The sequence below is a fragment of the Mesorhizobium sp. LMG 17147 genome, assembly GCF_024297145.1.
Lineage (GTDB): Bacteria > Pseudomonadota > Alphaproteobacteria > Rhizobiales > Rhizobiaceae > Mesorhizobium.
In genome coordinates, this window is the sequence record NZ_JANCTC010000004.1 from 1 (window position 1) to 15,395 (window position 15,395).

Annotated in this window: 13 protein-coding genes and 1 pseudogene; 5 read left to right on the forward strand and 9 right to left on the reverse strand. The window is 64.0% G+C overall.

All coding sequences use genetic code 11. The features are described from left to right. Together groEL and groES are read right to left on the reverse strand one after the other, a co-directional pair. The coding region (gene groEL / locus NMG46_RS09460; protein WP_254817407.1) for a chaperonin GroEL at nucleotides 1–1,033 on the reverse strand (1,033 nt) is incomplete at its 3' end. Nucleotides 1,034–1,095: 62 nt separating this feature from the next. Beyond that, complete coding sequence (gene groES / locus NMG46_RS09465; RefSeq protein ID WP_006203049.1) at nucleotides 1,096–1,392, reverse strand: co-chaperone GroES; 297 nt, start codon at nucleotides 1,390–1,392, stop codon at nucleotides 1,096–1,098. A 218-nt stretch (nucleotides 1,393–1,610) separates the two neighbouring features. Between groES and NMG46_RS09470 the strand changes: the two genes are divergently transcribed. Then, on the forward strand, nucleotides 1,611–2,546 hold the full coding sequence (locus NMG46_RS09470; RefSeq protein WP_254817408.1) for a helix-turn-helix domain-containing GNAT family N-acetyltransferase: 936 nt from the start codon (nucleotides 1,611–1,613) through the stop codon (nucleotides 2,544–2,546). Between the two features lie 40 nt (nucleotides 2,547–2,586). Here NMG46_RS09470 and NMG46_RS29875 read toward each other — a convergent pair. After that, a pseudogene (locus tag NMG46_RS29875) lies at nucleotides 2,587–2,631 on the reverse strand (hypothetical protein); the annotation flags it as partial. Between the two features lie 17 nt (nucleotides 2,632–2,648). Next, nucleotides 2,649–2,813, reverse strand: a complete 165-nt coding sequence (locus tag NMG46_RS09475) for a hypothetical protein (RefSeq protein ID WP_254817409.1) — start codon at nucleotides 2,811–2,813, stop codon at nucleotides 2,649–2,651. Between the two features lie 151 nt (nucleotides 2,814–2,964). Here NMG46_RS09475 and NMG46_RS09480 point away from each other — a divergent pair, with 151 nt between their 5' ends. After that, nucleotides 2,965–4,500: a winged helix-turn-helix domain-containing protein gene (locus tag NMG46_RS09480; protein ID WP_254817410.1), complete on the forward strand. Its 1,536-nt coding sequence runs from the start codon at nucleotides 2,965–2,967 to the stop codon at nucleotides 4,498–4,500. Here NMG46_RS09480 and NMG46_RS09485 read toward each other — a convergent pair. From NMG46_RS09485 to NMG46_RS09505, 5 genes are all read right to left on the reverse strand, one after another. Beyond that, the gene (locus NMG46_RS09485) at nucleotides 4,476–4,808 is read right to left on the reverse strand and encodes a hypothetical protein (protein ID WP_254817411.1); all 333 of its coding nucleotides are present in this window, start codon (nucleotides 4,806–4,808) and stop codon (nucleotides 4,476–4,478) included. The two genes, NMG46_RS09480 and NMG46_RS09485, sit on opposite strands and share 25 nt — an antisense overlap. A 29-nt stretch (nucleotides 4,809–4,837) precedes the next feature. Continuing rightward, nucleotides 4,838–5,251, reverse strand: a complete 414-nt coding sequence (locus NMG46_RS09490; protein WP_254817412.1) for a hypothetical protein — start codon at nucleotides 5,249–5,251, stop codon at nucleotides 4,838–4,840. 84 nt (nucleotides 5,252–5,335) lie between these two features. Then, the gene (locus tag NMG46_RS09495; RefSeq protein WP_302895060.1) at nucleotides 5,336–8,437 is read right to left on the reverse strand and encodes an efflux RND transporter permease subunit; all 3,102 of its coding nucleotides are present in this window, start codon (nucleotides 8,435–8,437) and stop codon (nucleotides 5,336–5,338) included. A gap of 117 nt (nucleotides 8,438–8,554) precedes the next feature. Then, nucleotides 8,555–10,123, reverse strand: coding sequence for an FAD-dependent monooxygenase (locus tag NMG46_RS09500; protein ID WP_254817413.1), 1,569 nt, complete (start codon nucleotides 10,121–10,123; stop codon nucleotides 8,555–8,557). 2 nt (nucleotides 10,124–10,125) lie between these two features. Beyond that, the gene (locus tag NMG46_RS09505; RefSeq protein ID WP_254817414.1) at nucleotides 10,126–11,259 is read right to left on the reverse strand and encodes an efflux RND transporter periplasmic adaptor subunit; all 1,134 of its coding nucleotides are present in this window, start codon (nucleotides 11,257–11,259) and stop codon (nucleotides 10,126–10,128) included. Between the two features lie 531 nt (nucleotides 11,260–11,790). On the opposite strand from NMG46_RS09505, the gene NMG46_RS09510 reads away from it, so the two are divergent. The 3 genes from NMG46_RS09510 to NMG46_RS09520 all read left to right on the forward strand — a co-directional run bounded on the left by NMG46_RS09510 (nucleotide 11,791) and on the right by NMG46_RS09520 (nucleotide 15,281). Continuing rightward, the gene (locus NMG46_RS09510) at nucleotides 11,791–12,270 is read left to right on the forward strand and encodes a MarR family winged helix-turn-helix transcriptional regulator (RefSeq protein ID WP_254817723.1); all 480 of its coding nucleotides are present in this window, start codon (nucleotides 11,791–11,793) and stop codon (nucleotides 12,268–12,270) included. Then, nucleotides 12,267–13,445: an HlyD family secretion protein gene (locus tag NMG46_RS09515; protein WP_254817415.1), complete on the forward strand. Its 1,179-nt coding sequence runs from the start codon at nucleotides 12,267–12,269 to the stop codon at nucleotides 13,443–13,445. The genes NMG46_RS09510 and NMG46_RS09515 overlap by 4 nt, the downstream gene beginning before the upstream one ends. Nucleotides 13,446–13,745: 300 nt before the next feature. After that, nucleotides 13,746–15,281 (forward strand): DHA2 family efflux MFS transporter permease subunit, encoded by a 1,536-nt coding sequence (locus tag NMG46_RS09520; protein ID WP_254817416.1) that lies wholly within the window; start codon nucleotides 13,746–13,748, stop codon nucleotides 15,279–15,281. Nucleotides 15,282–15,395: the final 114 nt, after the last annotated feature.

Sequence of the window (15,395 nt, forward strand, 5' to 3'; positions counted from 1 at the left end):
GGCCCTGGATCTCGGCCTTCTTGCCGGCGCCGTCGACGATGGTGGTGTTCTCCTTGGAGATCGACACCTTCTTGGCGCGGCCGAGCATGTTGAGGCCGACATTCTCGAGCTTGATGCCGAGGTCTTCGGAGATGACCTGGCCACCGGTGAGAATGGCGATGTCTTCCAGCATGGCCTTGCGGCGGTCGCCGAAGCCCGGCGCCTTGACGGCAGCGATCTTCAGGCCGCCACGCAGCTTGTTGACGACCAGCGTGGCAAGGGCCTCACCTTCGACGTCTTCGGAGATGATGACCAGCGGCTTCGAGGTCTGCACGACAGCCTCGAGGATCGGCAGCATGGCCTGCAGGTTGGAGAGCTTCTTCTCGTGGAGGAGGATGTAGGCGTCTTCCAGATCCGCAACCATCTTTTCGGCGTTGGTGACGAAGTAGGGCGAGAGATAGCCGCGGTCGAACTGCATGCCTTCGACGACTTCGAGCTCGGTCTCGGCGGTCTTGGCCTCCTCGACGGTAATGACGCCCTCATTGCCGACCTTCTGCATCGCTTCAGCGATCATCGAGCCGACCGAAACATCGCCATTGCCGGCGATGGTGCCGACCTGGGCAACCTCTTCCGAGGTCTTGATCTTCTTGGCGTTCTTGATCAGCGTCGCGACGACGTCGGCGACGGCGAGGTCGATGCCGCGCTTGAGGTCCATCGGGTTCATGCCGGCGGCAACCGCCTTGTGGCCTTCCTGGACGATCGACTGCGCCAGAACGGTCGCGGTCGTGGTGCCGTCGCCGGCGATGTCGTTGGTCTTCGAAGCAACTTCGCGGACCATCTGCGCGCCCATGTTCTCGAACTTGTCTTCAAGCTCGATTTCCTTGGCGACGGTAACGCCGTCCTTGGTGATGCGCGGTGCGCCGAACGACTTGTCGATGACGACGTTGCGGCCCTTGGGGCCGAGCGTGACCTTCACCGCGTCGGCGAGGATGTTGACGCCGCGCAGCATGCGCTCACGAGCGTCGCGGGAGAATTTTACGTCTTTGGCAGCCATTTTTAGCTCCTGGCAGGGGCTTGGATTAAGCCCGAAGATTTAAATGAGGGTGAGGCCGATATTCAGCCGATGATGCCCATAATGTCGGATTCCTTCATGATCAGAAGGTCTTCGCCATTGAGCTTGACTTCGGTGCCCGACCACTTGCCGAACAGGATGCGGTCGCCGGCCTTGACGTCCAGCGGGACGAGCTTGCCGGCTTCGTCGCGGGCGCCGGAACCGACGGCGATGATCTCGCCTTCCTGCGGCTTTTCCTTAGCCGTATCGGGGATGATGATCCCGCCCGCGGTCTTGGATTCGGATTCGACCCGACGAACGACCACGCGGTCATGAAGCGGGCGGAACTTCGACTTTGCCATTTTTTATTCCTCGATGAGAATGGTGAGAACAGTTCCTCCGTCCGGCGGCGCCGGACATGTGGTTAGCACTCATCTTGGGGGAGTGCTAACGTGGCGCTGAAATAGGCTGGCAGCTCGCGCGAGTCAAGACGCCCGGTGAGCATCCTCAGGACGATTGCTTCAAACGGATACTTGACTAAGTCAACTAAATGGCTGATCTTGCCAGGCAGGAGGATGCCATGACCATTCATCATCACCCAGGCAAGGAGCGGATCGACGCGGTGCGGGCCTTCAACCGCTTCTACACCCGCCAGATCGGGTTGCTCGAGGAAGGCTTGCTGAAAAGCGACTTCTCGCTGACCGAAGCCCGGGTGCTCTATGAGCTGGCGCATCGCGACGGGCTGACCGCCACCGATCTTGGGCGCGATCTCGGCCTCGATGCCGGTTATCTCAGCCGGCTGCTGAAGAAGTTCGAGGAGCGTGATCTGGTCGAGCGTGCCACGATCGAGGCGGATGCGCGGCGCTCGTCGATCGCGCTGACCAAGGCCGGGCGGCAGGCCTTCGCGCCGCTGAACCAGGGTTCGCACGAACAGGTCGCGACTTTGCTCGAACGGCTTTCGGCGGCCGAACAGGACAGGCTGGTCAGGGCCATGCAGACGGTGCAGCGTCTGCTGGGCGGAAGTGCCGAGCCCAAAATTCCCTATATGCTGCGGTCTCTGCAAGTCGGCGACATCGGCTGGATCATCCATCGCCAGGGCCTGCTCTACGCGCAGGAATATGGCTGGGACGAAACCTATGAAGCGCTGGTCGCCGAAATCCTCGGTGCCTTCGTCAAATCCTTTGATCCGAAATGGGAACACAGCTGGATCGCCGAGCGGGAAGGGGAGGTCGTCGGCTCGGTCTTCGTCGTGCACCAGTCGGACGCGGTGGCGAAGTTGCGCCTGCTCTATGTCGAGCCTTCGGCGCGCGGCCTCGGCATCGGCAGGCGGCTGGTCGAGGAATGCATCGGCTTTGCTCGAACCAAGGGTTACAGAACACTGACGCTGTGGACCAATGACGTGCTCACCTCGGCGCGCCGCATCTACGAGGCTGCCGGGTTCAAGCTGACCGACGAGGAGCGCCACCATTCCTTCGGCAAGGACCTGGTCGGCCAGAACTGGAATTTGGAGTTATAGCAGCGCCGCAGAATTTCGAGCATCGGCCTCCGGCGGTCGCTCAGGTCGCAGGCTTAATGTTTTGGTTCAAGCGAAAGAGATTGGTGGGGTCATACTTGTTTTTTAGGCGGCCAGCCTCGGATAATTCTCGCCGTAAGCCGCCAGAACAGGATGCCGCGGGATGTTCCCGCGCAGGAAATTTTTCGGGACGCATTCTTTCCGGTATGCAGCCCGGATCTGCTCGCAGGAGGCGACCGACAGATCGAGCGCGCCGCCGATCTGCTGCAATACCCGCTCATCCATTCAATGGACGAACCGCGACCCGGAAGCGCCGATCTAGCAGCGATGGCTACCGCGCAACAATGCTGCTCATGCCGATGGCTCTTGACGCAGCGTCCGTCTGGCATCTCAATGCGCGATGTCAGGGAGGGATATCCCGGTGGCGATCGCGACGGCCGATCAGGTTTTTCGATTTGGCGGGTTCACGCTGGATCTGGCCAAGGGAACGCTGCGCGGCGTTAAAGAGCCGCTGTTCCTGCGTCCAAAAGCTTACGCAGTGCTTTCGCATCTCGCCCGCAATATGGGGCGCGTCGTGCCGAAATCGGAATTGATGGATGTGGTGTGGCCGGGCGTTTACGTCACCGAGGATTCGCTTACCCAGTCGATCCGCGAAATCCGCAAGGTACTGGGCGACGAGATGGTGCGCACAGTCTCGAAACGGGGCTACATGCTTGCCGCGGAGGCGGAAGCCGCGCCCGAGATCAGCAGCCAGCCGATTATGGCCGTGGTGCGCTTTCGCAACGAGAGCGGCGATCCCGCCGACGAGGCGATGGTCGACGGTTTTGCCGAGGACCTAATCAATGGTGTGGCGCGCTTCGGCACCGTGACGGTTCTGGCGCGCAATTCGAGCTTCTCCTTCGCTTCCTTCGGCCACACCGAGTGGCCCCAGATCCGCGCCCGCATCGGCGCCGACTACCTGGTCGAGGGATCGCTTCGCCGAAAGGGCGACCAGGTCGTGGTGGCGGTCAGCCTTGTCGATATCGCCACCGCGACCCAGCTCTGGGGCGAGCGCTACCAGTCGCAGGGCGCCGGCCTGTTCGCGATCGAGCGCGAGATCATCGAGCAGATCGTCAGCCGCCTTGTCACGCGGGTCACCAACGCCGGACTGGAGCAGGCTTCACGCAAGCCGGTGACCAGCCTCGCCGCCTATGAACTTCTACTGCGCGGTTTCGCGCTGCTGCGCGATCCGGCCCAGACCGACCAGCGCGGCGCCGAGGCATTGTTCGAGGCAGCGATCGCCAAGGATCCGAATTACGGGCTGGCCTACTCCTATCTCGCCCTGGCGCGCTCGCTGGATGGAGAGTTCGGACGCGCCAGCGACGCCGTTCTGGAAAACGCGCGCGACCTTGCTGACAAGGGCCTGGCTCTGTCGCCCGACCAGCCGACCGGGCACCGCGTGCAGTCGTTGATCCGCCTTTATATGCGCGACCACGTGGCGGCCGAGCACCACATGCGCATCGCGCTGCAGCTCAACCCTTGCGATGCCGATAGCATCGAGCAGATGGGCATGCTGCTCACCATGCGCGGCCGGCCGCTCGAAGCTCTGACCTGGCTGGCGCGCGGCATCCGCATCGATCCGCTGCATCCGCACTGGTACCAGTTCGACCGCGCGCTCGCGCTCTACATGATGGGGGAGTACCGCGAGGCGGCGGAAGCATTGGAACTCGCAACGCGTCCGGCGCCCTGGATCCGCACGAGGCTGGCCGCCTGCTACGCGCAGATGGGCGAAATGGAGAAGGCGCGGCGGCAGATCGCCCTCATTAAGGAGGGCGATCCTTTCTCGCCGCTCGACTATGCGCTGCGCGGCGTGCCGTTCGAAAGCCGGGCCGACGCCGAGCATCTCGCCGAGGGCGTCAGGCTTGCCCTCGGCGAGTATGCCCCCGAGGCGCCTCAATCGACAACGACCACGATGTAGCGGCCCTGATAGGCCCGGTAATAGGTGCCGCCGCAGCGCCAAACATCGAAGCCGTTGACCTTGGTGCGGACGCAGCCAGCCGGCAGCCTGGCAACCCAGGCGGTGGTGTGTCTCAGCACGCGCCAAGTGGTGGTGCGGCGCGCAACGCCCGCGGCGCTGCGTGGTGTCCAGGGCGCGCCGATGCGGGCTTCGGCCTGGCTGACCAGCGACAGCGCCGGCACGGCGCTGCCGACGATTTCGATAGCGGCAAGCGCGATTGCGAGCAACGCAGCCGCAGAGTGGAATTTCTTCACGGATTTCATGGGCATTGTCGTTTCTCCTGATGTTTGGTCGAAGGTCAGTGGGAGGAGGAAGCGGCAAGCCGGGTCGAACCCGTCATCGCCGCCAGGTGAGCAACCACGAACAGCCAGTGCGCCGCGGTCGTCGCGTAACCGACGATGAGCACGTCGGAGGCGATGAAGAACTGCCAGAACAAGAGGTTTGCGGTTCCGAGCAGTGCGTGAACGGCCGCCAGGAAGGTATGCCAGTTCACGGAATAGGCGATGCGCCACATGGTCAGCCCGATGATGAGGGCAAGGCCGTGCGCCTCGATGAAGCCGATACCGACGCCCGGGGCGTCGGCGAGCAGGACGGCCTCGGCGCCGCGCCCGAAGAAGGAGCCGGCGATGTCGGTGGCCAGGCCACCTGCCGATGCCAGGATCAAGAAGCCGGCGTTGAAGCGGATGAGAAGGTTTCCGAAAGCGAGGGGCATCTTCGTTTCCTTTCAGTTTTGAATGTTGCGGAGCGCCTGCCACGGCGGTTCCTCCGCCGTGGCTTCTATCGGATGCTCGCCGCCTCAGGCGGCCAGCGGCTGCGGTTCGGCGATCGCCCCGATGGGCTGCGCCGCCGGGATGGTTTGCGCCGGCGCCTTGATGCCGAACCACGTGACGTAGAGCGTCGGCAGGAAGACCAGCGTCAGCACGGTCGCCACCATCAGGCCGCCCATCACCGCATAGGCCATCGGTCCCCAGAACACGGTCGGCGCGATCGGGATCATGCCGAGGATGGCGGCCGCCGCCGTGAGCAGGATAGGCCTTAAGCGATGTGTGGTGGCGCTGATCACTGCGGCCCATGGCTCCTCGCCGGCGGCGATGTGCTGGTCGATCTGCGCGATGAGGATCACCGAGTTGCGGATCACCATGCCGATCAGCGACATCACGCCGAGGATCGCGACGAAGCCCATCGGTGCTCCGGAGAGCAGTAGTGCGCCGGCAACGCCGATGATCCCAAGCGGAGCGGTGAGCAGCACCAGCACCAGGCGCTGGAAGCTCATCAACAGCACCATCAGCACGGTCGCCATGATGAACAGCATCAGCGGGAAGACCACGAAGATGCTGGCCTGCGCCTTGGCGCTGTCCTCGATCACACCGCCCTGCTCGACGCTGTAGCGCGCCGGCAGTTCCGCCTTGAAGGCGGCGATGGCGCTCTCCAGCCGCCGCGACACGGACGTGGCATTTTCGCCCGGCGCGACGTCGGCCTGCACCGTCACGGTCGGCAGGCGGCCGCGGCGCCAGATCAGCGGCGGCTCGGTCTGGTAAGTGAGCTTCGCCACCTGCTCGAGCGGCACCCGGCGTCCGCCCGAAGCGCTGATGGTCAGGCCGCGTAGCGTGTCGATGCTGGCGCGTTCGGAGTCCACCGCGCGGGCCACGATGTCGACGAGGTAGGTGTCGTCGCGCATCTGCGTGATCTTCGAGCCGGACAACACGGCGTTGATCGTCTCGGAGAGCTGCTGCGAGGAGATGCCCAGCGCGCGCGCCCGGTCCTGGTCGACATCGACCTTGATGACCTTGGCCGGCTCGTTCCAGTCGTAGTTGATGTTGCGTACGGAAGCGTCGCTGCCCAACACCTGCGCGAACCGCTGCGCCAGGCTGCGCGTGGTGTGCGGGTCTGGACCGCTGACGCGGAACTTCAGCGGCCAGCCGACCGGCGGGCCGAGCTCCAGCGGCGTGACGCGGACCATGACGTCATCGAAGCCGGTCGACAGCTGCCTCTCCAACCGGTCGATGACCGCCTGGCGCACGGCGTGGCCCTTGGTGACCACCACGGCTTGGGCGAAGAAGTCGTTGGCGAGTTGCGCGTCGAGCGGCAGGTAAAACCGCACCGCGCCCTGGCCGACATAGAAGCTCCAGTGGTCGATGTCCGGATCGGCGGCAAGCAGCTTCTCGACGCGCTCCACGACCGCGTCCGTCGCCTTGATCGAAGCGGTGCGCGGGAGGGTGAGATCGACCATGACCTCGGGCCGGTCGGACTTCGGGAAGAACTCCTGGCCGACGAAGCCCATGGCTACGACCGAAAGCGCAAACAGCCCGGCGGTCGCCGACAGCACCAGCCACTTCGCCCGCATCGCCATTTCGAGCAATGTCTGGAAGCCGCGAGCAATGCGCGACGGCCGATGGCTGCCATGGCCCTCGATTCGATCGGGCAAGAGCGCCACGCCGGTGAGCGGCGTGAACAGCACCGCCACCACCCAGGAGACGACCAGCGCGATCGCCACGACCGCAAACAGCGAGAAGCAGTATTCGCCGGCGCCGCTCTTGGCAAAGCCGACCGGCACGAAGCCGGCGATCGTCACCAGGGTGCCGGTGAGCATCGGGAAGGCGGTCGAAGTGTAGGCATAGGTGGCGGCCGAGATCTTGTCGTAGCCTTCCTCCATGCGTGAGATCATCATTTCGACCGCAATCATCGCATCATCGACCAGGAGGCCGAGCGCGATGATCAGCGCGCCGAGCGAGATGCGCTGCAGCGAGATGCCGAAATACTCCATGATGACGAAGGTGATCGCCAGAACCAGCGGGATGGCGATAGCCACCACGACGCCGGGACGCCAGCCGAGCGCCAGCAGCGAGACGGCAAGCACGATGGCTATCGCCTCGCCAAGGCTCTTGGTGAACTCGCCGACGGATTCTTCCACCACTTGCGACTGGTCCGCGACCAGGCCGAGCTCGGCGCCGAGCGGCAGTTCGGCCTCCATCTCATGCATCTTCTCCTTGACGTTCTCGCCCAGCGCCAGCGCGTCGCCGCCCGCGGTCATCGAGATAGCAATGCCGACCGACGGCTTGCCGTTGAAGCGGAACATCGGCTGCGGCGGGTCGGAATAGGCGCGCTTGACCTCGGCGACGTCGCCCAGCCGGAAATAATGGCCGTTGGCGTAGAAGTTGATCGCCTTCAGGCTTTCCTCGGAGGTGAAGCTGCCGGAGACGCGGATGGCGATCCGCTCCGGGCCGGCGTCGACCGTGCCGCTCGGCGTCAGCGCATTCTGCGCCTGCAGCGCCTGCGACAGCGTGCCGACATCGAGGCCGAGTGCTGCCACCTTCTGAGTCGAGAATTCGAGATAGATCTTCTCGTCCTGCTGGCCGATCAGGTCGACCTTGGCGACATCCTTCACCGTGAGCAACCCGGCGCGCAGGCTGGTGGCGAGATCCTTCAGCTCGCGATGGCTGAGGCTGTCGGAGGTGAGCGCGTAGATCAGCGAATAGGTGTCGCCGAACTCGTCATTGTAGGACGGTCCCTGCACGCCTGGCGGCAGGGTGGGCTTGATGTCGTCGAGCTTCTTGCGCACCTGGTACCAGAGCGGCTGCACCTGGTCGGCGGCGACCGTGTCCTTCAGGTTCACGAACACCACGGATTCGCCGGGCTTGGTGTAGCTCTTGACGTAGTCGAGGTTGGGAAGCTCCTCGAGCTTCTTCTCGATGCGGTCGGTGATCTGCTCGACCGTATCGCTGGTCGTGGCGCCCGGCCACATCGTCTTCACCACCATGGTCTTGATGGTGAAGGGCGGATCCTCCTCGCGGCCAAGGCCGGTATACGCAAAGATGCCGGCGAGCGCGGCCGCGATCATTAGGTAGATGACGAAGCTCTTGTGGCGCAGCGCCCATTCGGAAAGGTTGAAGCTGGTCATGATGCAAATCCCTCTCAGTGCGCGCAAGGGCGCGTTCCGCCGGCGGCTTGCCGACAGCCGAAACAAGTGACGGTTGGGGTTCGGTCAGCGCCAACCCGGGGCGGGCGCTGTGGCAATTCAGGCCAGGCTGTGCATGGTGCCCAGCACACGGTAGGGCGCACGCTCTGCCGTCCTCGGCCTTATGGCGAGGCCGGCGAGATAGCGCTGGAAGGTGGCTGCCTCCTGCACCGGCGAGGCGAGGGCGACATGGCCGTCCGGTCTCACCAGGTAGGCTGCGTCGCGCTGCAGGCCGGCTTTTGCGGCCGCGTCCGACCAGGCGAAGGCGTGGATCGGGATGCCGCTCGGCGCGAGCATCGCCCGGAAATCGCAGTTGAGCTCGCCATAGATATGGACCTGCCAGTCGAGCGACCGCAGCGGATCGAAATTGTCGCCGTTGGCACGGACGACGTAGGGCAGGCGGTCGCCGCCGCTGACCTTTCCCGCTATGCCCGCGCTGATCGGCCCGGCGCGATACTGGATCGCTGCCTGCGAGATCACGCCGAAGAAGGCGCGCGAGCCGAACGAGGTGTGCAGCGCGATGTTCAGGATCTTCGGCATTAGGTAGCGCCGGAACAACCCCACGAGCCGAGAGCGGCTGGTGGCGATGCGGAACGCCTGGTCGGTGCTTTCGATCAGCTTGCGAGCAAAGGCGATACGTTCCGGCTCGTAGCTGTCGAGCAGGCGCGGATCGGCCCGGCGCTGTACTACCGCCGCGAGCTTCCAGGCGAGGTTCACCGCATCGCCCATCCCCGTGTTCATACCCTGGCCGCCGGCCGGGCTGTGGATGTGGCCGGCATCGCCTGCGAGGAACACGCGGCCGGCACGGAAACGTTCGGCGACGCGATGATGGACGCGGTAGGTCGAGAACCAGTTGACCTCGTGGACCTTGACACCGGTGTCGCGTTCGATATCAGCGCGGATCGCCTCGAAGGTAACCGTCTCGTCGGCCTCATGCGCCTTCGGCACGATGCCGATCAGCCTGACAGAACCGGACTGCCGGACAGGCATGACGATCGCGAAGCCATAGGTGCTGATTGTCGTGTCCATGCCGTTGCGGGTGATGTCGCCGCTGCCCTTCACGTCGGCCACATAGAAAGACTGTTCGTAGGTGCCTCCGGGGAAGCCGATGTTAAGCCCGTGGCGCACCGCGCTGCGGGCGCCGTCGCAGCCCGCGAGATAGGCGGCGCTGACGGTTTCGGTCCGGCCATTCTTGCTCAGCGTGGCGATGACAGCTTCGCCCCTGTCCTGGAAAGCGAGGAGCTCCGTGCCGCGCTCGACCTCGACGCCGGCGCGCTCCAGATGCGTGATCAGCAGGCGCTCATGGATGTCCTGCGGCAGCGCGAAGGCGAAGGAATAGGGACTGATGCCGCGGCCGAAGTCGGACAGCGGCAGCCGAGCTGCGACGCCCGCCGGCGTATGCACGGTGAGCCGCTCGAGCCGGATGCCTTCGGCAAGGACATCCTCGACGATGCCGATCTGGCGGTGGAATTCCAACGTGCGCGCCTGCACGGCAAGCGCCCGCGAGGTCTCACCGGGAGCCACGGCCGTGTCGAAGATGCGCACTGGGACGCCCAGCCTGGTCAGCCAGAGCGCAAGCGTCAGGCCGGTCGGGCCGGCGCCGGCAATCAGGACCTGTGTCTTGGACATGGTCATTTTCCTTCTCCCCCAACGGTACGAACTTTCTCGTGTTCCCGCAGCCGGTTTACGCCGGCGGTGACGACGAGGTCGCCCTGGACAAGTCCTTCGCTGATCACGATGCGGTCGGTCTCGTAGCGGGCAACCGAGACCGGCTTGAGCTCCACCGCCGACGAGGCGGACACGACCCAAACGGCCGGCTTGCCGTCCTTGTCAAACAGCGCGCTGCCTGGCAGCACTATGACTGATGTGCCGCCAATGTCGGCTCGGCCAGCGACGCTTGCGCCGAAGCGCATTTCGTCGGGCGCATTCTCGATAGCGACCTTCACCTGGAAGGTGCGGGTCGCTGCATCGGCCATGGGCGCAATTTCACGGATGCTGCCGACAGCCGTGATCGCCGGATTGCTGAGCAGTGAGACGGTGACCTGCGGCAGCCGCTTGCCGTGGGGCGCGTTGGCGAAGGCGGCTTCCGCGATCGAGAACACCGCGTCGCGGCTCTGGGGATCGGCAACGCGCACCACCATTTGCCCGACATTGACGGACTGGCCGGCTTCTGCGCCGGTGGCAGTGACGATGCCGTCGAACTCCGCATGCAGTTCAGCGTAGCCGAGCTGGTCCCTGGCCATCTCGAAGGCGATGTTCGCCGATTTCAGCTTGGCCTGTGCCGAGCGCAGATTCTTCAGCGTCGCGTCATAATTGGCGCGCGTCGTAAAACCCTTGGCGAGCAGCGCGCCGATGCGGGCCTCGGCAGCGCTTGCCTCGACAATCACGGCCTGCGCCGCTGCGACATCGGCTTCGGCGCTGGCGAGCCGATTGCGATAGTCCTGGTCTTCGATGCGGGCGAGCACTTCGCCCTTCTTCACCGTCGCGCCGATCTCGGCGAGGCGTTCTACGAGCTTACCCGAGACGCGAAAACCGAGATCGCTTTCGAGCCGCGGACGTATCTCGCCGATGGCGGTGCGGCTATCCACCTGCGGCGCCGGTTTGACCGTCACGGCCTTGACCAACTTCGCTTCCGGAGCGCCCGGCCTTGCGCTCGCGGCCTCGCCTTTGGCGGCGTACCAGGTGACGGCGGCGGCGCAGGCGAGCGCCGCGAGCCATACGCCGACGACGCCACGTTTCAACCTGCTGTTGGATGCGGCAGTCATGTTGTCTCCTTCCGTTTGGCGGCCGGCGCCGGAACGGGCGCGATAGCCGGCAATGATCCTTGGCTGGAGACGGGGCCGGGCGCCTTCGCGAAAACGTGGGTCAATAGGTCCGTTACCAGCACGCTTTCATTCGGCTTTTCGAGCGCTGAAATCTCGATAGGATTCTGAAAATTTTCCGATGTTTTGGCGACCGACCTGTTTTCGGTACCGGGCATTTCGCGCGTGGAAAGTCGGCCTCGGGCTTCAGGAAATGCTGCAGCCACGCTGTAGCCAAGTGAAATGGTGCATCGGCGAGTATTCGGATGCGTCCCCTGAAGCGACGCTTCCATGCAACAAAGGCGCAGCGCGGAAACTGCTCGCATTAACGCCAGATCTTGGAGCAGGGCCGGTTTTCCCTAGGTCTGGCCACCGCATCAGACTTTCAGCAATCGCTAACCACGATCGCCCTGCACTGACTGCAATGCACATTTGTCACCCTCTGGCACAATCGGGCTCCTTGAATTATGAGCACGCTTATTATATATGTCGCTCATGGTTTCCGACGGCATCGACAGATTGGGCTTTTTGATCCACGACGTGCAGCGCCTGATGCGCAAGCGCTTCGAGGCGCGCGCCAGTGGTTTCGGCCTTTCTTCGGCGCAATGGCGGCTTCTGGTACGTGTCGCCAAGGAGGCGGGTGTCGCGCAGGCGCGGCTTGCCGAGCTTCTCGAAATCGAGCCGATCAGCGTCTCGCGTCTTGTCGATCGAATGGAGGAGGGCGGCTGGATCGAGCGCCGTCCCGACGCAACCGACAGGCGAGTGCGCATGATTTTCCCGACCGCCAAGGCGAACGCGGCCTACGCCCACGTCAAGAGCCTTGCCGGCGAGGTCTATGAGGAATCGCTCGTCGGCGTTTCGCCGGAAGATCGCCGCGTCCTGGTCAAGGCGCTGGAGATAATGGTGCAGAATCTTGCAGATGGTGAGACGCCGCCCTCGGAAAAAGTGAAGAATACGGAAGGCGCAGCAGCATGAACGCGGTAGCCAAACTAGATGAGAATGCGGCCAAGTTGGAGATGGAAGCTCCCGCCAAGCCGGCGGCAGCTCCGGTAACGGTCGCTCCGCAGGTAGCTCCGGCGCCGGTGGTGCCGAAGAAGAAGCGCCGTGCCGGCCGCTTCCTTTTGATGTTTGTGCTGCCCGCTGCGTTGATCGCCGGCGGCAGCTATGTCTGGGTGACCGGCGGCCGCTATCAGGAGACCGAGAACGCCAATCTGCAGCAGGCCAAGGTGTCGATTGCCGCCGATACGGCGGGCCGCATCGTTCAGGTCGACATTTTCGACAACCAGTCTGTCAAGCAGGGCGATGTGTTGTTCGCCATCGATTCCGAGCCCTACCGGATCGCGTTGGCCCAGGCCGACGCGGCGGTGGCCGGCGCGCGGCTCAATGTCGAGCAACTGCGTGCGGCCTACAGCCAGGCGCTGGCGCAGGAGAAGTCCGACGAAAGCCAGGTCCAGTACGCGCAGTCGCAATATGACCGCGCCGCCGACCTTGCCCAGAAGGGCATCAACGCCAAGTCGTCGCTGGACGAAGCCAAGAACGACCTCGACAAGGCCAAGCAGCAGCTGGCCGTAGCCCAGCAGGGGATCGTCAGCGCCAAGGCGGCACTTGGCGGCAATCCCGACATCGAAACCGACAAGCATCCGACAGTAATGGCGGCGCTCGCCGCACGCGACAAGGCGGCCTACGATCTGGTCCAGACCAAGGTCAAGGCGCCTGCCGACGGCATCATCAGCCAGGCCGCTTCGTTCAAGGTCGGCCAGTATGTCGGTTCGGGCACGCCGCTGTTTTCGCTGGTCGAGACCGGCGACACCTGGGTCGACGCCAATTTCAAGGAAACCCAGCTCACCAACATGAAGCCAGGCCAGAAGGCCGAAATCGTAGTCGATACCTATCCGGGCAAGACCTTCGAAGCCACCGTCAAGGCGATCGGCGCCGGCACCGGGGCCGAGTTCTCGCTGCTGCCTGCGCAGAACGCCACCGGCAACTGGGTCAAGGTCACACAGCGCATTCCGGTCCGCCTGGAACTGGCCGATGCCGACGCCAAGGCGGCGCTGCGCACCGGCATGAGCGCTACGGTCACGGTGGACACCGGCGTTTCCCGCGGGCTGCCGAGCATTTTCCGCGGCGCCACGGCAGGCGAGGCCAAGTAAGGAGGCCGAACAGCGGCCGCATAGCAAACGGCGAGATGGATGCAGGATTGGTCCGAAGGAGGCGCAGGAAAAGTTGAATGCGTAAACGGGCTGCGCTGTAGCCTGCCTGAGCAACTCCGCGCAGGATCTTCGGTCCTCAGGTTTCCGGGCGGCAGGCGCCCGCTTGTCGAGACGCTCAGTTGATGTAACCCCCACATCGATGCTCGCGTCCCACCGCGATGAGGGTCTCTCTGCAGCGAGGGCCTCGCCGTCCGGAAACCCAATGTACACGTTTTTGTTACCTGCTGGAAGTTTGACGTCATGAGCAGCCCAGAATCCTTTCGCGAAGTACCGCACCGCGGCCTGATCACAGTCGCGCTCATGCTTGCGACGATCATGCAGGCGCTCGACACGACGATCGCCAACGTTGCGCTGCCGACCATGACCGGCGATCTCGGCGCCTCCCCCGACAACATCAACTGGGTGCTGACCTCCTACATCGTTGCCGCCGCGATCATGACGCCGGTGACCGGCTGGCTTGCCGACCGCTTCGGTCGCAAGGAGTTGTTCCTGACGGCCGTGGTCGGCTTCACCGTCTTCTCCATGCTGTGCGGCATCGCCTGGAGCCTGGAGACCATCGTTTTGTTCCGGCTCATGCAAGGCGTGTTCGGCGCCGCCATCGTGCCGCTGTCGCAGACCTTCCTGCTCGACATCAACCCTAGGGAACGCCACGGCCAAGCCATGGCCATCTGGGGCGCCGGCATCATGCTGGGACCGATCCTTGGCCCGACGCTGGGTGGCTGGCTGACCGAGAACTTCAACTGGCGCTGGGTGTTCTTCATCAACCTGCCGGTCGGCATCATCGCCTTCCTCGGCATGGCGGCGTATCTTCCCAGCGTCGCCCGGCGGGTGCGCAGCTTCGATTTCTTCGGCTTCACCATGCTCTCGCTCGGTGTCGGCGCGCTGCAGCTGATGCTCGATCGCGGCGGCGAGGTCGACTGGTTTTCCTCGATCGAGATATGGATCGAGCTCGGTCTTTCCATCACCGGCTTCTGGGTGTTCACCATTCATACATTGACGGCCGAGCACCCCTTTATCGACCCGAAGATCTTCCTCGATCGCAATTTCGTCACCGGGCTGGCGTTCATCTTTGTCATGGGCGTGCTCATCTTGGCGAGCATGTCGCTGCTGCCGCCAATGCTGTCGACCATCTTCGGCTATCCGACCCTCACCATCGGCATTGTCCTGGGGCCGCGTGGTGTCGGCACGATGATCGCGATGCTGTTCGTCGGGCGGATCATGCACAGGATCGATGCCAGGATCCTCGTCGTCATCGGCTTCCTGCTGACCGCGCAGTCGCTCTACACGATGTCCAGCTTCTCGCCGCAGATGGACGACTGGCTGATCCTCAGTTCCGGCGTCATCCAGGGCCTGGGAATGGGCATGGTGTTCGTGCCGCTCTCGACCGTAGCCTTCGCCACGCTCGACGCACGCTTCCGCACCGATGCCACGGCGTTGTTCAGCCTGGTGCGCAATCTTGGCTCGTCGATCGGCGTGTCGGTGGTGACGGTTTTGCTGGTACGCAACACGCAGATCAACCATGCCGAGCTTTCGGCCTACATCAACCCGTTCAATCCCAACCTCTGGGCGGCATCGCCGGCAGCGGCGGGCGGCGATCCGACGGCGCTGTCGCTGATGGATCGCATGGTCAATGTCCAGGCGATGATGATCTCCTACGTCAATGACTTCAAGCTGCTGATGATGATGACGCTGCTTGCCATTCCGTTTGTTTTCCTGCTGCGCAAGCCAAAGGCCGCGCCGCCCGCCGGTGGGGCGCCTGCCGCGCATATGGACTAAGCCTCAGGGCTTACGGCAACCGCGACCGGCACGAGGCTTCCGTTGGCTGTCCCGGTCGCGTGGCGTTAAGCCAGGTTCACCTGCCATTAGTATATCCGGACCAATATGCACTCG

Bases quoted from the DNA above. Each gene is read 5' to 3' on its own strand.
- NMG46_RS09485 (WP_254817411.1), bottom strand. From the start codon at position 4,808: ATGCCCATGAAATCCGTGAAGAAATTCCACTCTGCGGCTGCGTTGCTC.
- NMG46_RS09495 (WP_302895060.1), bottom strand. From the start codon at position 8,437: ATGACCAGCTTCAACCTTTCCGAATGGGCGCTGCGCCACAAGAGCTTC.
- groES (WP_006203049.1), bottom strand. From the start codon at position 1,392: ATGGCAAAGTCGAAGTTCCGCCCGCTTCATGACCGCGTGGTCGTTCGT.
- NMG46_RS09470 (WP_254817408.1), top strand. From the start codon at position 1,611: ATGACCATTCATCATCACCCAGGCAAGGAGCGGATCGACGCGGTGCGG.
- NMG46_RS09505 (WP_254817414.1), bottom strand. From the start codon at position 11,259: ATGACTGCCGCATCCAACAGCAGGTTGAAACGTGGCGTCGTCGGCGTA.
- NMG46_RS09490 (WP_254817412.1), bottom strand. From the start codon at position 5,251: ATGCCCCTCGCTTTCGGAAACCTTCTCATCCGCTTCAACGCCGGCTTC.
- NMG46_RS09500 (WP_254817413.1), bottom strand. From the start codon at position 10,123: ATGTCCAAGACACAGGTCCTGATTGCCGGCGCCGGCCCGACCGGCCTG.
- NMG46_RS09520 (WP_254817416.1), top strand. From the start codon at position 13,746: ATGAGCAGCCCAGAATCCTTTCGCGAAGTACCGCACCGCGGCCTGATC.
- NMG46_RS09510 (WP_254817723.1), top strand. From the start codon at position 11,791: ATGGTTTCCGACGGCATCGACAGATTGGGCTTTTTGATCCACGACGTG.
- NMG46_RS09515 (WP_254817415.1), top strand. From the start codon at position 12,267: ATGAACGCGGTAGCCAAACTAGATGAGAATGCGGCCAAGTTGGAGATG.